Genomic DNA, 18,425 nt, shown 5'->3' on the forward strand with positions numbered 1-18,425 from the left:
GCTCCTTGAAAGAACATCAGTGACTCCATCATTCTCTAACCTTACCTGGTTTGCGACCAGCACCAGGCTGATGAATGTTTGCATTCTCATGCGGCAGTTCCAAGCGACGGTACCCATTGCCGTTTCCCATGCGGCGATCGCGCAGGCTTGCCTGTTTATCCAGCCGCTGCATGGTTTGCGGATTATCCTCTGCATACCGTGGATCTTGTATGTAATCCATTTTTCTCATGTCCTCAACCTCTATGGAACAGAAGTCAAACTCTTCAACTACTTTGCCATATACTGCATAAATACCGCTGCCGCGAAAGCTGATTTTTGCCGCCACAGGTGGAAACATTACGGTATCGAAAAAATGACCGTCTCGATCCAGAAAGGTCCCAAACTGCATGCGCTTGCCTTTGGCCGTATGTGTCGTTTTGATGTTTACCACATAGCCGTAAATCAAGATTTTATTGTTGAGATATCTCGATAGGTCCTTGCACGTATGATTGTTGCGCGGCTCATCTACCAATAAGTCAAAATGGGAACACAAGGGAAACCCTAGAAGTTCTATCTGCTCAAAAGCCAGTTCTTGTTGTGTGGTCGTCAATTTAGGAATATGTGCTTGTCTAAACTTGGGCACGAACAGCTGTTTTTGCAACGCCTTTTTAGGTGTTTTATCCATCTTGAAATGTGCTTGCCACAAGAGTTCATATCGATCTATTCCTGTAAACCTAAAGGCATCAATGCGTATCAATAAACTCATCTGGTCTATGCTTATCGCGACTCTATTGATAAAATCATCCAGCGATGTAAATTCTCCATCTCGCCATCTGGATGCTACAATGGACAACATTGCTTTTTTCTCCAGTTCATTGATGTAGCTGTAACCCAAGTATATCGAGGTCCCTTTGATCACATTTGCCACATCACTGTTATTGATGCAAGGTGCTTCAATAGTGGCGCCGCACATTCTTGCCTCGTGTACGTAGAGTTCTGGTTTATAGAAACCACCACCATTGTTGAGTGTTGCGGTCATGTACTCCAGCGGGAAATATCGTTTTAAGTACAAACTCTGGTAGCTTTCCACGGCGTATGAGGCAGAGTGACCTTTCGCGAAAGCGTACCCAGCAAAACTCTTGATCTGGTTCCATATCTCTTGGGATTCTGCTGGATCGTGACCTTCTTTGCGACAGTTTTTATAAAACTTTTCTTCCACCTTTTGGAACTCTTCTCGAGAACGGTATTTACCGCTCATACCGCGTCGCAGCACGTCTGCCTCGCCCAGGTCGAGCTTTGCATAATGGTGAGCCACCTTGATCACGTCTTCTTGATAGACCATGATACCATAGGTTTCTGGCATGATACTTTGTAGGATGGGATGTGCCTCGGCACGCTTTTCTGGATAGCGCGTGCGCAGGATAAACTCGCGCATCATACCACTTTGCGCCACGCCAGGCCTGATGACAGAGCTGGCTGCGACCAGTCCTATGTAATCATTGGTGGCCAGTTTACTCAAAAGCATGCGCATCGCTGGTGACTCGATGTAAAAACAACCTATGCATTTTGCGCGTGAGATCATGGCGTTGATGCTCTCGTCCTTCATAAACTTTTTCACGTCACGACGCACATCTGCCAGTACAGCATCTGGCTGATTGTTCTTAATGATCTGGATGGCGTCCCTTATTTTTCCCAGACCGCGCTGTGCCAGGATGTCAAACTTATGGATGCCGGCATCCTCTGCAATATGCATGTCAAACTGTACGGTAGGATAACCTTTGGGCGGCAGGTTGGTGGCACTGTAATAGTGAATGGGACGCTCTGTAATGAGAATACCACCAGCGTGAATGCTGGTATAGTTGGGCATGTCCATCAAATATTTGGAATACCTGATCACCAACTGGTGCATGTGATCCAGTAGCGCAAAATTCCAACTTCCAGAGGTGAGCATGTCAATATCTGCTCGTGGCAACCCAAATACTTTACCCAATTCTCGCAGTACCGCGCGATATTGAAAAGTGACATAGGTTCCCTGCAACGCGACATTAGCTCGCTTCCCGAATTCCTCAAAGATGAATCGGGTCATGTCCTCACGATCGTCCCATGAAAAATCAAGGTCAAAATCTGGTGGGCTGGTACGGTAATCATTGATAAACCGCTCAAAATATAGATCCAGTTCAATGGGATCGACCTCAGTGATTTGCAATAGGTAGGCAAGGATGCTGTTAGCGCCACTACCACGGCCTACATAAAAATAACCTTGCTCACGAGCATATTGACAAATGCGCCAGTTGATCAGGAAATAGGCAACAAATCCTTTTTTTACCACAGTGGTGATTTCCTTTTCAATGCGTGCGTCAATATCTGGTGTTGATGCGCCGTACCGCAATGGGATTCCTTCCTGAGCCAATTGCTGGAGCAGTTTGAAATCTGCTATTGAGTTTTCTTCTGGTGTACCGTCGCGGTGGTAGGTCTTCTGGTTGGCATTGAGTTGCGACTTGTCGTAATCAAAACTTATGCTGCACTGGTCCAGCAGTTTTTTGGTGTTTTCAATGATGAATGGATATTCGCTAAACAGGGCTTCCAGTTCATCAACAGGAATCATTTTATCGGCTTCAGTGCCTTGTTGTTGTGTGGGCAGCTGGCTCAAGAGAATGTTCAGGTCGATGCAGCGCAGCAATCGGTGTGCGTTAAAATCCTTCTTGTTTCTAAACGTAACAGGCTGCAGGATCACCAATTTATCCTTGTACTTGAGATAATCGGTAAAGGGTAGTTTACGTAGGCTTGTTATGGAGACTCCTATGAATTCGCTTTCGCGAAAGCGAGTTTTCCTCAACGCTACCACTTTCTCCAGTGGGTAAATGACAAAACAATTTTCAAATGCAGGCGCTACCTCTGGCAGGGCTGTCTTCCCGTGAAGGTGCGGTGACAAAAAATCATTGAGTTCTTGAAAGCCAGCGTTGTTTTTTGCAAGTCCTACATACAACTGCTGGTGATCATTACGAAAGTCGATGCCTATTACCGGTTTTTGCGGCTTGTTCTCCAGCAGGCGCACAAAGTTGAGACAGGCGCTGGTGTTGTTGATGTCTGTTAGTACAATGGTTTCCAGCCCACTTTTTATCGCAAGGTCGATGAGCGCCTCTTCATCAAAGGTGCCGTATCGCATGGAATAATAGGTGTGGTTATTCAGGTACATTTTTAAAAACAAGCTTATCTACAATGGACAAATGGCTTAAATATTTTACTTCTAGGCAGTTCTCGACTACGCTCGAGCAAGCATTTGCTTACGCTCTACTCTCTACTGTTTTCTATGCGCCAGAACTACTGGCGGCAAACCGTTGAATGGGTTGACCATTCTACCTATGGTTTTGGCTTCCATTCCAGCGGCTTTGACAACCATACGGTCGCCGTACTTTTCCCTGATTTTATCTAGGGCACTATATAGATTCAACGCACTTTCGTCATCTTCAAATAAGTTGATTTGATAATGACCGCTTACAAGATGCGAGAAGCGTATCCCAATAAGACGCACCAAAATTCTGCGGTTGTACAGCTTGTCAAAAAGGTCCAATATTTTAGGAATCAATATGTGGTCTGCACTGCAAAAGGGAATGCGCATTTGTTTGGAATAGGTATTGAAATCAGAGTATTTGATTTTCACATTAATGCATGCCGTAAGTTTATCACCACGGCGCAATTGATACGCCAAGTTTTCTGTCATCGCAATCAATATGGACTTGAGCTTTTTGACGTCTATGGTGTCATTGTCAAACGTACGTTCTGTACTGATGGACTGGCGCTCATTGAATGCAATCACGGGTCTATTATCGACACCTTGCGCTCTGCGCCAGATAAGACTACCGTTTTTGCCCAGTACGTTGATGAGCATCTCTTCTGACATTTCCTGGATCGTGTGAATTCTTCTCACGCCCAGATGCCTTAATGTTTGATAGGTTTTATCGCCTACCTGCGGTATTTTCTTGATGGATAATGGTGCCATGAATTGTTTTTCATGCCCGTGCTCTATCATAAGCTGGTTATTGGGTTTTGCCTCACCAGTCGCAATTTTTGAAACCACTTTATTGATAGACAGTCCAAAAGATATGGGCAAACCAGTCTCTTTAATGATTTTGCTGCGCACCTCACTGGCTAGTTTATAGCAGCCGTGGAATTTGTCTATTCCTGTGAGGTCTGCATAGAACTCATCAATGCTGGATTTTTCAAAGAGCGGTGTTTGCTCTTTGATGATTTCAGTCACCTCGTCAGAATGTTTTGAATAGGTACCTGCATTACCGCGTATGACAATGGCTTCTGGACATAACTGGCGTGCGAGTTTCATAGACATACCACTATGGACGCCATAACCACGCGTCTCATAACTACAGGCTGCCACCACACCACGATCACTGGTACCACCTACTAGAAGCGGTTTGTTTTTAAGCCGTGCATCCATCTTACGCTCTACCGAAACATAAAATGTATCCAGATCAATATGCATGATATTCTTGTCAGCCATGATAGTTACTCGGTATTGGTATTTTTAAAATAAGTGGTCAAAAAACCTCACAGTAAAAACTGTGAGGTTGACGGTATTTCAAATAATGAGAGGTGGTTCTAGTCCTCTATGTTTTTAATGATGATATCGTTGACGCTGGGCTCCAGCATACTGATCAATCCATCCAGCTCTTTATTGCTGGAGAACTCGATACCGTTCGTCTGTAACACCTCATACAGAGTCTCGTATACTTTTTTGACAAGGTTGTTTGCATCTGCCACTTTATCCTTCCAGGTTTTAAGTGGAATAGTGGAGTTTGCTTTGCGCCTGGAAGCCATCAAGTTCTGGACTCTTAGGGCTAGATCTGCTTTTATGTGCTCAATGTCCATCATCTTTATTTAAAACAATACAAATTGATCTCCAGCCACGAGTCGCTCCTCGCGTATGGTAAATGGTTTTTCTTCCACATACTTCAAACGCTCATACAAACTGCGGTCATAATCCTTAAAGAGTTTCTCGCCTATAGGCTTTAAGAGCTCCAATCCATTTTGTTCTGGATTCTTGATCTTTTGCGAGATAGGGTAGGCATTGAATCCTTTGTCATCAAATGGCTTCATGATACTTGTCAATCTTGCCATGGAAAGATCCTTATCCAGCCATTCTTCTTCTTGTTTTCTAGTCAATACCACTGGTGCACGATGGTGACCTATACGTTGTGTAAGCCTGTTAGCCGCCGTGGTCACTATGGCAACGGTATGATGCTGCTCACCAGTTAAGGGATGTTGCCATACATCATAGATACCAGCTAGTGCAAACGGCCCACGATCTTTATTGGGATAAACCAGATGTGGTTTGTTGAGTTTTTCCAGTTTAGGACCTTCAATGAAAGCATCTACAAGTACAAGGCATCGTTGTGATTTGATGGCGTGTCTAAACATAGGCTTCTGAAAGATGCCTGCCGGTCCATCATAATTAGGGTCGTTGTTAGGGTTGTAACTTCCTTCTGCCCTGGCATTGATCATGTAGGTTTGCTTGTGTGCCCAGTGTGGCGTAAAACCTAAGGTAAACATCTGTATATGGTTGGGTCTTGCACTGGTGATCACCGGTATTTTATTGCCGGCACTTATGTTCACATTTTCTGATAGTTGTTCCGCTTTCGCGAAAGCGGCATTAAAACGCTGCTCCAACAATGCTGCTGGTGTTATAACTGATGCTCTTCCACACATAACTTTCGATTTTGGAAATATTCCTAGGAATAGTTCTGTTTACACTTCAAAAGTATGGAATAATTCCTAATATATGGAAATATTCCAGTGTTAAAATTGGAATAATTCCCAAAAGGAGTATATTTGAACTATGGGACAAGATATTTCTATAGAGGCACAGCGCTTCAAAATCGTACGTGAAGGTCTAGGCAAAACGCAGGCCGAGTTTGCACAAATGCTGGATGCGGGATCATCCACGGCAGACATTGAACGTGGTAAAAAGAAGATCACGGGTAAGATTGTGACCGAGCTGTTACGCCAGTTCAACATCAACCCTTTATGGCTGTATGGAAATAGTTATAACAAGCACCTAGAAACTAGTCAAAGCACCGCTCCCAAAATCATCACCATGGATGTAAGTGAGCGTGAGAATATGATCATGGTGCCTATCAAAGCCAGTGCCGGTTATGCCAACAATCTACAGGATACGGACTGGTTCAATGAGTTGCCAGCTTTTAATATACCGTTGCCACAATATAGAGAAGGAAGTTATCGCGCATTCCAGGTAAAGGGCGACAGCATGTTGCCCGTTTTACAGCCTAATGAATGGGTGATGGGTCGTGCGGTAGAAAGCTTACGCCAGGCAAACGACGGTAAGATCTATGTCGTTGTTACCAGTGACACTGTCGTCGTCAAGAAGTTGCGTAAAGATTCACAAGAGCGCGTGATGCTTATTTCCCTGAACAATGAATATCCTATTATCGAGCAGGACGTGGCAGAGATATCTGAACTTTGGGAAGTCAATTCAAAATTGAGTTTTGACCTGGATGTTCATGAAGGCCAAGAGGCGATGATATCGCTCAAACAAGGACTCGATAGTCTAAGAGACGAGATTGCAAGCATAAAAAAAGGAACCTGATTAGGTTCCTTCTTTGTTATCTATGATTTTATTTAATCTGGATCACTAGGTGTAGGGTTTGTGTCGTAGCCATCATCGCTGCTATCATCTGCATCTGGTGCTAATGTTTCTACCTCGATTTCTTTTTCTTCACGACAGCTGTTCAATGCCGGTGCTAGTATCGCGCATAATGCGCAAGCAATAAATAGTCTTTTCATGTTTTTAATTTTTGTGCGTCGTTCTCGTCACGGTTTTTAATTTCTAGTAATTGGAAAGTTTTGTTTATTTTAAATATAATTCAGTTTGATAATCGATCACGATAGTGATCAACCCCAACAATGCTAAATATAAATTATTGTAGGGCAAACCAATAGTAACAAAAGCAAAAAAGCCGTCTCGAGAGACAGCTTTTCTATAAGGATTATAAAAACACGTGGTTTTTACATGTCGTCTGCTGCATCTTCTAAATCATCAGCGCGATCGTCCATTGCGTCTTCAACCTCTTCAGCTTGCTCCTCTAATTCATCAGCACGCTCTTCCATTGCCTCTTCTACATCGTCTGCAGCATCTTCCATGTCGTCAGACATTTGCTCCATTTTTTCTTCTGCACTATCTGCCTCATCTCTACAAGAAGTAGTGAATAACACCACTGTGAATAGCGCAATGAAGAGTAGGTTTAATTTTTTCATAATTAAAAAGTTTTGGTTAAGAGGTAAATATAAAATATTGAGACGTTTTAAAGGATTTTTGTTAAACTAAAAAAGCTGTCCTTTTGAGACAGCTTTTAAGTATAAGATGGTAAACGCCTAATTAAGCAGCGTCATCGTTTCCTTCTACTTCGTCTTCAACTTCTTGAGCGCCATCTTCAACAGCGTCCTCTACATCTTCTGCAGCATCTTCCATATCTTCACCTACTTCTTCCATAGATTCTTCGATGTTAGTTTCTTCAACTGTAGTCTCTTCTCTACAAGAAGTAGTGAATAAAGCAACTGCAAAAAGAGCGATAAATAATAAATTTAGTTTTTTCATTGTAATAGTTTTTAAGTTAAATGATGATAAATATATAATAGTTGATCAAAATCATTGCCTTGCGGCAAGATTCTACGATCAATTAGTTATCGTCGCCTATCTCGTCGATAGCCTGATCGATTTCTTTGTTTACTTCTTGATCAGCTTTTTCTCCAGCTCTTTCAAGAATACCGCCAGCTTCTTCAGCAGCCTCTTCCGTTTCAACTTCTACTTCTTTAACGATAGTCTCAGTTTCAGTCTCACGACAAGAGGTGAATGCAGTAGCACATGTAGCAAATACCGCTAGGGTTAATACAACTTTTTTCATTGTTGATGATTAAATGATTAAAGCGGCAAAAGTATTTTTTTTGCTCAAAACTTTTACTAATGTTCTCATAACTTATTAACAATTTAATTGGCTCATTTCTATCTTTATAGCAAAAAGTAGATGAGTTTTCATAAAATGTTTTCTTTCTTAAGAGAGCTACAAAAAAATAACAATAAGGAATGGATGGATGCACATCGCGACACCTATGAAGAAGTGCGCGACTGGTATAAATCTTGGCTCAATGAGCTGGATGCAGAACTAGGCAAAATTGACAAGGACTATCATTCTACCGAAGGCAAAAGAGCCATCAACCGTATCAACAACAACCTACTTTATCATCCCAATAAACCTATCTACAAAGACCATTTTGGCGCTGGACTGGATCTATCAGAAAATGGCAAACAAGGTGATTTTTACATTCATCTAGGGACCAACGGCTCCTTTATCGCTGGCGGTTTTTACAATCCCAAAAAGGAAACTCTTGACTCCATACGCGACGCTATCGACTATAATGGTGCCGAATTCAAAAAGATCATGGCTAAAAAGTCTTTCAAAGAAACCTTTGGTGAAATGATTGAAGATGAGAATAAACTCAAGACCTCGCCCAAAGGCTATTCACAAGATCATGAACACATAGATCTACTACGACGTAAAAGTTTTGCAGTAAAACATGACGTGACCCAAAAAGAAGTCATGCAGGATGATTTCAAGGAAAAATGTGTAGAGATATACAAGGAAATGTTGCCCTTTAGAAAATATTTGAATAAGGCCGTGACAGTTTAATCTTTTGGCTCGTACACTTTAAGAACCGCACCCATTCCGTAATTGTCATGACCAGATCGTACCAGCTTGCTGTTAGGATTGTAAGTCAGGTCAAAAAGCTGCCAGGTTTTGTTGTTGAAAAAAATACGACGTACCCAGGTTTGCTTACCATCAATTTCATCGGTAAACGGTAAGAGTGGCCTATAGGTCGTGGATACTTTTTCCATACCGCGGCGGGTTTTGATCTCTCTATATTTTTTGGCGTCTATCAATCTGCCGTCTGGATAAGTGTATCCCAACACTTGAATGGCGGCAAAAATTCCGTTTTCAGGAATCTGAATTCCCAGTTCCTCTACATCCAGTTCATGGATCTCGTCGGTTTCTTGAGTGATTACAAAAGTTTGCGCAGGATAATTGGATTGTCTCGTGGGCGATCCATCGCCGTTGACGTTGTAGAATTGCACCCTAAACATAGTAGAAAATGCTCGCAACTTTCCCTTTTTACTGGCCTGACTTTCTTCAAGAACAACCGGTATTTGTAGGGTTTTGATTAATGTGCGGCGTCCATCCTGTCGTTCAAATTTTACCGCAATTTCAGATTCTACGGTAGGCAGCCAGCAATCAAAATAATTGTCATGAACGATCGCATCAATCTCTTCTTCCTTAAATTTTCCTTCCAGTTTTGCGAGTACCACGATCGCATCCATCTGCGCTGTTGATGGATTCATGTACAGCTTATCAACCACATTTACTGTAGCAACCTTCAAGTCTTCATAACCTATGGATGATACTGTTAGAGAATCTACGTCTGGATATCGCTTTCGCGAAAGCGTAAACACTCCATCGCCATCTGCAAAGGTGCCTTTCCCATTACCAAAGCTGATGGTCGCAAAAGAAACTGGCTCCTTTGAAATCGAGTCCAAGAGTGTGATCTTTTGTGCGCTCGAGAGAACCGCAGTGCATAGTAGGCTAAGAAGTAATAAGTTCTTCATCAATGGTTTTTAATTGTTCGAGCACGTGATTTGTCGCGCCAGTATTGCTATTGACCCAATGCCCACAAACCATGCCTGTTTTCTCCCTTAAAAAATCATCCTCAAATAGTTTGTTGACTGTATCTGCAAAATCCTGCGCGTTAGATATGGAGAAAAGTCCACCTAGATCTTCCAGTTTTCCAGCTTCAGGATACTTGTCATAATTCTTACCTATCACCACAGGAACGCCAAAGGTGGCTGCCTCTAAAATATTATGCAGGCCAGAATTACCCATGGCGCCACCTACATAGGCGACATCTGCATAGCTGTATATTTTTGTGAGTAATCCTATGGTGTCTATGACAAGAACGCTCTTGTTGGAAGTCAGTAACTTCTCGTGAATTTTGGTTTCCGTCCATCGCAAGGTGTCAAAGGGCAGACTATTTTCTAACTCTGTAACCTTTTCTTCATGCACCTCATGCGGTGCGATAATCACTTTGATCTCTTTTGTCTGGTCATTCCCTACAAGCCATTTTTTCATCACCTCAATATCCTTGGGCCAGCTGCTGCCTACCACAAGACAAGGCTTGCCATTGATGAGCTTTTCCAATGCCGGTATACGATTATCTCGTTCAATAAGCTGGCTGGCGCGATCAAATCTCGTGTCGCCACTTACACTGGCATTTTCAAAACCCAGCTTTTTGAGCTCTCTTAAGGACGATTCATTTTGCAGGAAAAAATGGTCAAAGGCTTCTAAAGAGCTGGTCATCCACGAGCCGTACCATTTATGGAAACTCATCTTTTCTCTAAAGATTCCGCTTACCAGGATGGTGGGAACCTTATGTGACTTGAGCGCATTCAAATAATTGGGCCAGAACTCATATTTGACCATTATGGCCAGCGATGGCTCGACCAGACCCATGAACTTTGAAACGTTTGAGACTGCATCAATAGGTAGGTAACAAACCACATCAGCAAGTTGGGTGTTCTTTTTATTCTCGTATCCAGATGGTGAGAAAAAGGTGAGCACCACCTGATATTTCTTTCGGTTCAATTTCTCTAAGATCGGGACCACCTGTTCATATTCACCTAGAGAGGCCACGTGCACCCAGATTTTTGGTATCGTGCTCTTTACTTTGGTGTCCAGAATGTCCCAGGATCGTTCCCGACCTTGTGATCCCAGCTTCATTTTCTTGTTAAAGAAACCGGCGATGGGAAGTGCCGCTTTCGCGAAAGCGGAACCCGTATCATACAAACTTTTTAAAATAGGCATAGGCAGTAAAAATAGCATAAAATAGCCGTTGGGTGATGCGCTACTTATATCGTATTTTTACAATAATGTCGCTGTTTACAGCTGTTAATCTAGAAAATCGCATGCGCAAGATTCAAATGGTAGACCTAAAAGGTCAGTATGAAAAGATCAAACCAGAAGTTGATAAAAACGTGATGGATGTCATTGAGACGACCGCCTTTATCAATGGACCAGAGGTACACGCTTTTCAAAAGGAACTCGAGGAATATCTCAACGTTAAACACGTGATTCCATGTGCCAATGGTACCGATGCCTTGCAAATTGCCATGATGGGATTAGGGCTCAAGCCCGGCGACGAGGTCATCACGGCAGATTTTACGTTTGCAGCCACGGTAGAAGTCATCGCATTGCTACAACTCACGCCGGTTCTAGTCGACGTGAACCCTTTTGATTTCAATATTGACATAGAGGCCGTTAAACGTGCTATTACTCCTAAAACAAAGGCTATTGTACCGGTGCATTTATTTGGTCTAGCAGCAAATATGGACGAGATCATGAAGCTTGCCGAAGAGCACGATCTTTATGTCATTGAGGACAACGCTCAAGGAATAGGTGCCAATTTCATGCATTCCAACGGTTCTAAGTCCAAAACGGGAACCATAGGCCATGCAGGAACGACTTCATTTTTCCCTTCTAAGAATCTAGGTTGTTACGGCGATGGTGGTGCTATTTTTACCAACGATGATGATCTAGCGCACACCATACGTGGGATCGTCAACCATGGTATGTATGAGCGATACCACCACGATGTGGTTGGTGTCAATTCAAGATTGGATTCCATGCAGGCGGCCGTGTTGCGCATTAAGTTGCGCCATTTGAACGATTACAATGACGCGAGACGCAGTGCAGCAAGAAAATACACCGCTGCTTTTGCGCAGGAAGAAAAAATCATCACACCGCTTATTTGCGATAATTGCGATTGCCATGTGTTCCATCAATATACCTTGACCATCAAGGATGCAGACCGCGACGCACTGGTCAAGCACTTGAATGAAAAAGGGATTCCATGTGGTGTCTATTACCCAATCCCACTACACAAACAAAAAGCGTATCAGGACGAGCGCTACAACGAGGCAGATTTCCCTGTTACGAACAAACTGGTTCAAGAATGTATCTCGTTGCCTATGCATACAGAGCTGGATGACGAGCAGATCGCCTTTATTACTAAAACCGTTATTGACTTTGTAAATGGGTAGTTTTTAATTCGCTTCACGCCTGCCTGTCTGCAGACGGTAAAGCGAACTCATAAACAACCTTATAACTAAACTTTAAAATCCTATTATGAGACATCTATTTGCGCTTCTCTTTTCGGTAATGCTCAGTTTTACTGCGTTTGCCCAACAAACCACTACATTTATACATGCAGGTCATTTACTGGACACAAAATCTGGTAAGTGGATGGATGAGATGACGATCAAGGTAAGCGGTACTGAAATTACAGATGTTTCTAAAGGCTATGCCGCCATACCTCAAGATGTCAAATATTTTGATTTGAAAGACCAATGGGTGCTGCCAGGCTTGACTGATATGCACGTCCATATGGAAACAGAATATAATCCACAGGCGTACATCTCAAAATTTGTAGACGATCCAGCAGACGTCGCATACAACTCGGTCGCTTTTGCAGAAACTACTTTGATGAAAGGATTTACTACTGTACGTGATTTAGGCGGTAGCGGTATCAACATTAGTTTGAGAGATGCCATCAATAAAGGAAAGCTGGTAGGTCCTAGAATCTTCACGGCTGGTAAATCCATCGCTACTACTGGTGGTCACGCAGATCCTACTAATGGTGGTAATGCAGCATTTATGGGAAATCCTGGACCACGTGAAGGAGTAGCCGATGGTGCTGACCAAGCTCGTGAAGCTGTGCGTCACCGCTATAAAAATGGCGCCGATTGTATTAAGATTACCGCTACTGGTGGCGTCTTGAGCGTTGCAAAAAATGGTAGCAACCCGCAATTTACTGTTGAAGAAATCAAAGCCATCACAAGTACCGCAGCAGATTATGGTTTTCACGTGGCGGCACATGCACATGGTGATGAAGGAATGCGTCGCGCGGTAGAAGGTGGCGTTAGGACCATTGAGCATGGTACTTATATGAGCGAGGAAACTATGGACCTCATGAAAAAAATGAACTGTTATTTAGTTCCCACAATCACAGCTGGAAAGGAAGTCGCTATGAAAGCCGAAGAAGACGGTTTCTATCCAGACATTGTTGTGCCTAAAGCAAAAGCAGTTGGTCCGCAAATTCAAGGAACTTTTGGTCGTGCTTACAAACGTGGAGTGCCTATCGTTTTTGGAACTGATGCAGGCGTGTTTAAGCATGGTAAAAACGCAATGGAATTTGGTTATATGGTAGAAGCAGGAATGCCCGCCATGGAAGCGATTCAAAGTGCGACCATCACACCTGCGAAAATCCTACAGATGGAAGATCAGATAGGTCAAGTCCAAAAAGGCTTTTTTGCTGATATTATCGCTGTTTCCGATAATCCTGAAAAGAATGTGGCTACACTTAATGACGTCAAGTTTGTGATGAAAGACGGTAAAGTTTACAAGGATTAGTTCAAAAAAAACTTGAATTCCGCTAAAACAAGAAACGCCGCGAATCGCGGCGTTTCTTGTTTTATAAATAAATCCTTTACAAAGCTGGATGGTTCTTGAATCCTTTGTCTTCTAGATACTGCACGTAATCCCGAGTATTCACGGTTGCCTTTAGATCATGCAACAAATTATAAAGACCAAAGAACGTACGGTTGATGTATAAAAGGTGCTTGCTACCACGATTACCATTCATTTTACGCAACTTTTAATCATACTATACTTTTTGCTTAATGATGGGATAACGTCCCAGAGAGATTCTATAGCGAAACCAAGTGATAGTTTTAGTAATGGTTTGTCGAACCAGCTTAGCTTTTTAAATGTTGCGTCAATGAGAATCTTACCGTAGAATTAAACTTTAGTGAAGTATTTTGCTCAGAAAGAATGATTTTAGAATTACTTCAAAATATAAATGCCGTGGAGTCATTCCACGGCATTTAGTTACAAACGTTTTTCAAAAATTAAGTTAATCTCAGTTTTACTCAACAATTATTTTCTGAGTGTAAACATTACGTTCATCCATAATTTTTATGATGTACATACCGGATCCTATTTCATTCATAGATATTTCGGTTTTCGACCTTTTAAGATCACCAGTCAAGATTTGTTCACCTAGTAAGTTATATACTTGAAAAGTATACTCATTATTAAAATTACTGATTTCTACATTTAAAACACCATTGTTTATGGGATTAGGAAATAAAATAGGGGCAGTAATATTGGATACATCGTTTATGCTAAGTAGAGATTGATTACTCAAGCTAGTTTGCCAACTACCTCTACCATAAGTTGCAGCTCTAAGTATACCTGTAGAAGAAGTTGGGTAAAATATTTCTAAATCAGTGACCGCGCATTTCGGTAAATCCGTAAGAAATGGCACAGCTGAGGTTGTTAAATTATCAATAGCATAAACCCCTATATCTGCACCAATATATACTTCATCATTTGGGCTGTTCTTTCGATAAACGATCGTATTCATAGGTATATTAGGTAGACCATTTGATACATTTATCCAAGTGTTACCACCATCTGTCGTCTTATAAACTTTTTCACCTGCAGCATAGCCAGAAAATATTACCCATATCTTTGAAGCATCAGTATTTGAAATTGCTAGATTCTTTAGTTTGGCAGAAGCCACGGGTAAACCATTTGTAATATCTGACCAAGTGGATCCCGAATTAATTGATTTTGAAATGATATTATCTTTAATAACGTAAATAGTGCTAGAACTACTTGGGGCTATTTCAAATTTCAAAATATTCTCATTTATTGGTGCTGGTGCCGTAGTTCCTGTTTTTGAAGCTGTTGGGTTTGCTGTAAACCAATTACTTGAGACATATAAATCTTTCCCGCTTCCTATATAAATCTTATCTGCATCTACTGGATCTTGTTTTATCGGTGTGAACCAATCACCACTAGGTAATGCAGGTGTAAAGGTTAAATTACTAGAAGTCAAACCTCTATCCATTGATATAAAAAATTGACCATTTACAGTAGATGAGACCAAAACATTGTCATTAGAGTGATCTATAAAACCGTCTTCACCATCGCCACCGCTCAATACCGACCATGACCCAGCGTCGTATTTTAATGAACCTATATCTTGCAAACCAGCAAAGAAAAAATCCTGACTTGAAGGAGATAAAGCAATATTAGTTTGTTGACTTACTGCAATGTTATTTGTAATATCAGTCCAGGTGACGCCATCATCGGTAGTTTTTGAAACACCACCATCACAAGTTGTAAAAAATGTAGTGCTGCTTCCAGGCATATATGCTATATATTGTATATCCGCATGAATATAGGGCTCTGGTTCAGTGTTCTGACCTGGATAAGCTGGGTTTGCACCCAGCCAATAAGTAATCCGTGTCCAATTTACGCCTCCATCCGTTGATTGCCACTGATTAACGCCACCTATGGTTACTTTATTTTTATCAACAGGAGAGACCGCAATAGCCAAATCATGAAAAGCTTGCCCACCAACAGAGTCAGCAGTAGGATGAGCACTGGAGTGTAAGATGTTTGGTGTAGACGCCGTTGATTGTTTAGTAAATGTATTACCACTATCTGTGGAACGGTAAAACCCTTCAAATCCTTGATCGCTGCTTTTACCTATAATTGCATAAACGTAATTAACATCAGCTGGTGTTACAGCCATTTCAATACGCTCAACATCGACTGGATTAGGTAAGCCAGTAGAAGTGTTTGCTATCCAACTAATTCCACCATTAGTGGATTTATAAATTTGCTTACCTGCGGCATATGCAATTGTTGAACTTCCTGGCTTGTACTTAACATCAGACAAAGCCTTAGTAGGTAGTGTGTGAGAAGATACTGTATCCCAGCCATCTGTTGTTCTAAATACACCACCATCGGTTGAGACCATCATAACCAAAGGATCGTTAGGATCCATTACTATTTTGGATATTCTGTAATTATCTGTTACCGTCCAGACTAAACCAGTGGTTTGCCAGTTAGCACCACCATCTGTCGATTTTAAAACCCCTATACTTCGTCTATCGCTTTCTCTATCTCCCGTTGCTAAGTACATTAAATTAGGGTTACTAGGATGAATCACTAAACCAGAGCAACCTATGATTGATAAGTAATCAGTATTAGTAGACCATGATACACCACCATTTGTTGTCTTCCATAGTCCACCGTCTGGCGCACCTACGTACATAGTTGTTGTGGGATTTAGAGGATCAAATGTGATGAAGTTTAATCTACCTGATCCCGCATCATAACCTGAGGCTACTGTACCTTGATTTAAAGTCGTCCAACTAGAAGTTGCTGATGTAGCCTTCATTTGACTATTTGCATCTTTTGCTAACTCATTATTGTATTCTTTCTGCCACTGAATGAAATTAGGGTACGTATTAGAAGGTAAAGATAAATCTCCAGTAGGATAAACTTTATCTGCTATCTGATTTTCCCATCTTTTAAATATTTTATATCCCTGACCTTTTTCAGGTATTCTGTTAGACCAATAATTATTAAATTCTTTTTGAAGCTCATAAAACGATTTTTCACTAGCAGCCATTTTAGACCAGCTTTTGTCGCCTTGAGAAAACATCAACAATGAAAACAGACATGTTAATGCAGTTAGGTATAAATGTTTCATAACCTAGATATGTGTTTAAAAGTTTAGGCTACAAATGTAAATAAGCGTTAAGAAAGCATTAACAAAAAGACTACGCAAGTACTACTCATAAATTAATTTACTCCTACATAGAAATTTCTTATTCTTTTGATCTTTAGGAAAATGAGTCTTTTAAATAATCACTTAGCTTAATATTATTTTGCTTTAGATTAAGTTTTGAACTAATTCTATACCTTTTACTTTCCACAGCCCTGACAGAAGAATTTGTAAATGAACTGATTTCTTTATTTGTAAAATCCATAAACAAATAATAGCATATAATTTTTTCTGATGAATTTAGTTTTGGATGTTTTGTAGAAAGTTGATTGAAAAAGTTTACGTTAAGATCATTTATTAAATTTAAATGATCTTCGCCACTCGAAAATAGCGTTGAAGAGTTTAATTGAATCTTTTTGTACAACTCTTTGACTCTGTTTTGTTGCTCCTTTAATTCAGAAATAGCTGCAATATTTTTTATTTCCATTTTTATCTCTGAAAGGTAACCTTCAATTCCTTTTACCTTTACTTTTAATTTCTCGTGATTATCTTTTAAATAGGCAAACTCATCTTTATTTTTTTGAAATTTCGAATTATTTGCTTAGTTCTTTTATTCTTAATTAGATAATAACTTAAACCTAGAAGTAAAACTGCGGAAAGCGATAAGGCCCATGTTTTATTTAATTCTTTTTTTCTTTTTTCTACATTTAATTCATTTTCAGATTGTAATAACACATCTCCGATGAGTAAACTCGCATCCATTGTTTTTCTCAAGATATTATCTTCTAAGAAGCGCAAAGAATCTATGTACTTGTTTTTGGATTGATAATCCTTGTTGTAATCAAAATAGTCTGCGTAAAGATTAAAATAGTTTCTTTTATCTTCATCAGTCATAGCGTCTTTAACCCTCTTGGATTTATTAAGATAAAAAAGAGTGGAGTCCATCATTTTTTTATCGAAATGAAATTCCCCAAAATCTCCATAAAGGGTCGCTAAATGTGATTTATATAATGCAGGTGTTATACTGGAATCGTCCTTTAAGTTTTTAAGGTTATTGAAATAAACGTGAGCTTCTGCTAGATTGTCTAATTCAAGATAATTAGTTGTTATTAAAAACAAGCCGTACAATTGATAATAACCATCATCTTTGAAACTTTTATAATGTTCTAAATTATCAAGTAATATGTTATTACTATTAATAAAGTTTCCTTTGTTTAATTGATCTAAAGCTTCCATTTGGGTAACTTCAGCTAGTCCTTGGCTATTACCAGCCAAATTATAATAGTTATGAGCTTTATTTAAAAAGTGATATGCGCTAGAATCTTTTTTTATTACGTATAAATTGTAAAAGAGTTCTAGAGAAGCCCAACCAGCTATATCATAGTTCTTTTCAGATTCAGCATATTTCATTGCCAATATAGTATTCTGATATTGTTGAGCTGTTTCTTGATTTCTAGAATTAATTATTACTCTCAACTTGTAATAACAAGCTAGATGTCCCTTTATATTATCAGACAGAGGTTTAGCAATAGAATCTAAGTAATTTTCTGCCAAGCGATAATTAGCATCAATCGCTTTGCTTGCTAGGTCCATATACTTTTCTTCATGTGAACTCTGTGAATATAATGACAGGATGTTCAGTACATTCACAGAAATCAGGACAAAAATTTGATATAGCCTCACGGTCAATTCAATAAAAACTTTAGGCGCTAAAAGTATTTAATGCA

The 18,425-nt window shown here is 40.5% G+C and carries 18 protein-coding genes; 4 read left to right on the forward strand and 14 right to left on the reverse strand.

What is annotated here, in order from left to right; translation table 11 throughout:
• Nucleotides 1–28: 28 nt before the first annotated feature.
• The 4 genes from BST86_RS13010 to BST86_RS13025 form a co-directional block, all read right to left on the reverse strand.
• The gene (locus BST86_RS13010) at nt 29–3,175 is read right to left on the reverse strand and encodes a DNA polymerase III subunit alpha (protein WP_105983623.1); all 3,147 of its coding nucleotides are present in this window, start codon (nt 3,173–3,175) and stop codon (nt 29–31) included.
• 102 nt (nt 3,176–3,277) lie between these two features.
• On the reverse strand, nt 3,278–4,495 hold the full coding sequence (gene dinB / locus BST86_RS13015) for a DNA polymerase IV (RefSeq protein WP_105983624.1): 1,218 nt from the start codon (nt 4,493–4,495) through the stop codon (nt 3,278–3,280).
• Between the two features lie 98 nt (nt 4,496–4,593).
• A complete protein-coding gene (locus BST86_RS13020) occupies nt 4,594–4,866 on the reverse strand; it encodes a hypothetical protein (RefSeq protein WP_242446535.1) in 273 nt (90 codons plus the stop codon).
• Between the two features lie 6 nt (nt 4,867–4,872).
• Complete coding sequence (locus BST86_RS13025; protein ID WP_105983625.1) at nt 4,873–5,700, reverse strand: SOS response-associated peptidase; 828 nt, start codon at nt 5,698–5,700, stop codon at nt 4,873–4,875.
• Between the two features lie 130 nt (nt 5,701–5,830).
• Between BST86_RS13025 and BST86_RS13030 the strand changes: the two genes are divergently transcribed.
• Nucleotides 5,831–6,598 (forward strand): LexA family transcriptional regulator, encoded by a 768-nt coding sequence (locus BST86_RS13030; RefSeq protein ID WP_105983626.1) that lies wholly within the window; start codon nt 5,831–5,833, stop codon nt 6,596–6,598.
• 32 nt (nt 6,599–6,630) lie between these two features.
• Here BST86_RS13030 and BST86_RS14925 read toward each other — a convergent pair whose 3' ends face one another.
• The 4 genes from BST86_RS14925 to BST86_RS13045 all read right to left on the reverse strand — a co-directional run bounded on the left by BST86_RS14925 (nt 6,631) and on the right by BST86_RS13045 (nt 7,913).
• Complete coding sequence (locus BST86_RS14925) at nt 6,631–6,795, reverse strand: hypothetical protein (RefSeq protein WP_156339991.1); 165 nt, start codon at nt 6,793–6,795, stop codon at nt 6,631–6,633.
• 222 nt (nt 6,796–7,017) lie between these two features.
• Nucleotides 7,018–7,266 carry a hypothetical protein gene (locus BST86_RS13035; protein ID WP_105983627.1) on the reverse strand — a complete coding sequence of 83 codons (249 nt, stop codon included), beginning with the start codon at nt 7,264–7,266 and terminating at the stop codon, nt 7,018–7,020.
• 121 nt (nt 7,267–7,387) lie between these two features.
• Complete coding sequence (locus BST86_RS13040) at nt 7,388–7,606, reverse strand: hypothetical protein (protein WP_055411671.1); 219 nt, start codon at nt 7,604–7,606, stop codon at nt 7,388–7,390.
• Between the two features lie 82 nt (nt 7,607–7,688).
• A complete protein-coding gene (locus tag BST86_RS13045) occupies nt 7,689–7,913 on the reverse strand; it encodes a hypothetical protein (protein WP_105983628.1) in 225 nt (74 codons plus the stop codon).
• A 120-nt stretch (nt 7,914–8,033) separates the two neighbouring features.
• Here BST86_RS13045 and BST86_RS13050 point away from each other — a divergent pair, with 120 nt between their 5' ends.
• Complete coding sequence (locus tag BST86_RS13050) at nt 8,034–8,696, forward strand: DUF2461 domain-containing protein (RefSeq protein ID WP_105983629.1); 663 nt, start codon at nt 8,034–8,036, stop codon at nt 8,694–8,696.
• On the opposite strand, the gene BST86_RS13055 is transcribed toward BST86_RS13050, so the two are convergent.
• Both BST86_RS13055 and BST86_RS13060 read right to left on the reverse strand, forming a co-directional pair.
• Nucleotides 8,693–9,667, reverse strand: a complete 975-nt coding sequence (locus BST86_RS13055) for a carboxypeptidase-like regulatory domain-containing protein (RefSeq protein WP_105983630.1) — start codon at nt 9,665–9,667, stop codon at nt 8,693–8,695. The two genes, BST86_RS13050 and BST86_RS13055, sit on opposite strands and share 4 nt — an antisense overlap.
• Entirely contained in the window at nt 9,645–10,937 is a 1,293-nt protein-coding gene (locus BST86_RS13060) for a 3-deoxy-D-manno-octulosonic acid transferase (RefSeq protein WP_242446536.1), read from the reverse strand. The genes BST86_RS13055 and BST86_RS13060 overlap by 23 nt, the downstream gene beginning before the upstream one ends.
• A gap of 83 nt (nt 10,938–11,020) precedes the next feature.
• On the opposite strand from BST86_RS13060, the gene BST86_RS13065 reads away from it, so the two are divergent.
• Together BST86_RS13065 and BST86_RS13070 are read left to right on the forward strand one after the other, a co-directional pair.
• Nucleotides 11,021–12,154: a DegT/DnrJ/EryC1/StrS family aminotransferase gene (locus BST86_RS13065; RefSeq protein ID WP_105984044.1), complete on the forward strand. Its 1,134-nt coding sequence runs from the start codon at nt 11,021–11,023 to the stop codon at nt 12,152–12,154.
• An 85-nt stretch (nt 12,155–12,239) separates the two neighbouring features.
• Nucleotides 12,240–13,523: a metal-dependent hydrolase family protein gene (locus BST86_RS13070; RefSeq protein WP_105983632.1), complete on the forward strand. Its 1,284-nt coding sequence runs from the start codon at nt 12,240–12,242 to the stop codon at nt 13,521–13,523.
• Nucleotides 13,524–13,599: 76 nt separating this feature from the next.
• Here BST86_RS13070 and BST86_RS13075 read toward each other — a convergent pair whose 3' ends face one another.
• The 4 genes from BST86_RS13075 to BST86_RS13090 all read right to left on the reverse strand — a co-directional run bounded on the left by BST86_RS13075 (nt 13,600) and on the right by BST86_RS13090 (nt 18,291).
• A complete protein-coding gene (locus BST86_RS13075; protein WP_394340891.1) occupies nt 13,600–13,755 on the reverse strand; it encodes a hypothetical protein in 156 nt (51 codons plus the stop codon).
• Nucleotides 13,756–14,037: 282 nt separating this feature from the next.
• The gene (locus BST86_RS13080) at nt 14,038–16,683 is read right to left on the reverse strand and encodes a T9SS type A sorting domain-containing protein (RefSeq protein ID WP_105983633.1); all 2,646 of its coding nucleotides are present in this window, start codon (nt 16,681–16,683) and stop codon (nt 14,038–14,040) included.
• Between the two features lie 133 nt (nt 16,684–16,816).
• Nucleotides 16,817–17,185, reverse strand: coding sequence for a helix-turn-helix transcriptional regulator (locus BST86_RS13085; RefSeq protein WP_105983634.1), 369 nt, complete (start codon nt 17,183–17,185; stop codon nt 16,817–16,819).
• Nucleotides 17,186–17,250: 65 nt separating this feature from the next.
• Entirely contained in the window at nt 17,251–18,291 is a 1,041-nt protein-coding gene (locus BST86_RS13090) for a hypothetical protein (RefSeq protein ID WP_105983635.1), read from the reverse strand.
• Nucleotides 18,292–18,425 lie beyond the last annotated feature (134 nt).

It is taken from the genome of Nonlabens agnitus, from assembly GCF_002994045.1.
In the GTDB taxonomy this organism is placed as follows: Bacteria; Bacteroidota; Bacteroidia; order Flavobacteriales; family Flavobacteriaceae; genus Nonlabens; species Nonlabens agnitus.

Coding starts and splice junctions, on each gene's coding strand:
- BST86_RS13010 (WP_105983623.1), bottom strand. CDS start 3,175: ATGTACCTGAATAACCACACCTATTATTCCATGCGATACGGCACCTTT.
- dinB (WP_105983624.1), bottom strand. CDS start 4,495: ATGGCTGACAAGAATATCATGCATATTGATCTGGATACATTTTATGTT.
- BST86_RS13020 (WP_242446535.1), bottom strand. CDS start 4,866: ATGATGGACATTGAGCACATAAAAGCAGATCTAGCCCTAAGAGTCCAG.
- BST86_RS13025 (WP_105983625.1), bottom strand. CDS start 5,700: ATGTGTGGAAGAGCATCAGTTATAACACCAGCAGCATTGTTGGAGCAG.
- BST86_RS13030 (WP_105983626.1), top strand. CDS start 5,831: ATGGGACAAGATATTTCTATAGAGGCACAGCGCTTCAAAATCGTACGT.
- BST86_RS14925 (WP_156339991.1), bottom strand. CDS start 6,795: ATGAAAAGACTATTTATTGCTTGCGCATTATGCGCGATACTAGCACCG.
- BST86_RS13035 (WP_105983627.1), bottom strand. CDS start 7,266: ATGAAAAAATTAAACCTACTCTTCATTGCGCTATTCACAGTGGTGTTA.
- BST86_RS13040 (WP_055411671.1), bottom strand. CDS start 7,606: ATGAAAAAACTAAATTTATTATTTATCGCTCTTTTTGCAGTTGCTTTA.
- BST86_RS13045 (WP_105983628.1), bottom strand. CDS start 7,913: ATGAAAAAAGTTGTATTAACCCTAGCGGTATTTGCTACATGTGCTACT.
- BST86_RS13050 (WP_105983629.1), top strand. CDS start 8,034: ATGAGTTTTCATAAAATGTTTTCTTTCTTAAGAGAGCTACAAAAAAAT.
- BST86_RS13055 (WP_105983630.1), bottom strand. CDS start 9,667: ATGAAGAACTTATTACTTCTTAGCCTACTATGCACTGCGGTTCTCTCG.
- BST86_RS13060 (WP_242446536.1), bottom strand. CDS start 10,937: ATGCTATTTTTACTGCCTATGCCTATTTTAAAAAGTTTGTATGATACG.
- BST86_RS13065 (WP_105984044.1), top strand. CDS start 11,021: ATGCGCAAGATTCAAATGGTAGACCTAAAAGGTCAGTATGAAAAGATC.
- BST86_RS13070 (WP_105983632.1), top strand. CDS start 12,240: ATGAGACATCTATTTGCGCTTCTCTTTTCGGTAATGCTCAGTTTTACT.
- BST86_RS13075 (WP_394340891.1), bottom strand. CDS start 13,755: ATGAATGGTAATCGTGGTAGCAAGCACCTTTTATACATCAACCGTACG.
- BST86_RS13080 (WP_105983633.1), bottom strand. CDS start 16,683: ATGAAACATTTATACCTAACTGCATTAACATGTCTGTTTTCATTGTTG.
- BST86_RS13085 (WP_105983634.1), bottom strand. CDS start 17,185: ATGGAAATAAAAAATATTGCAGCTATTTCTGAATTAAAGGAGCAACAA.
- BST86_RS13090 (WP_105983635.1), bottom strand. CDS start 18,291: ATGGACCTAGCAAGCAAAGCGATTGATGCTAATTATCGCTTGGCAGAA.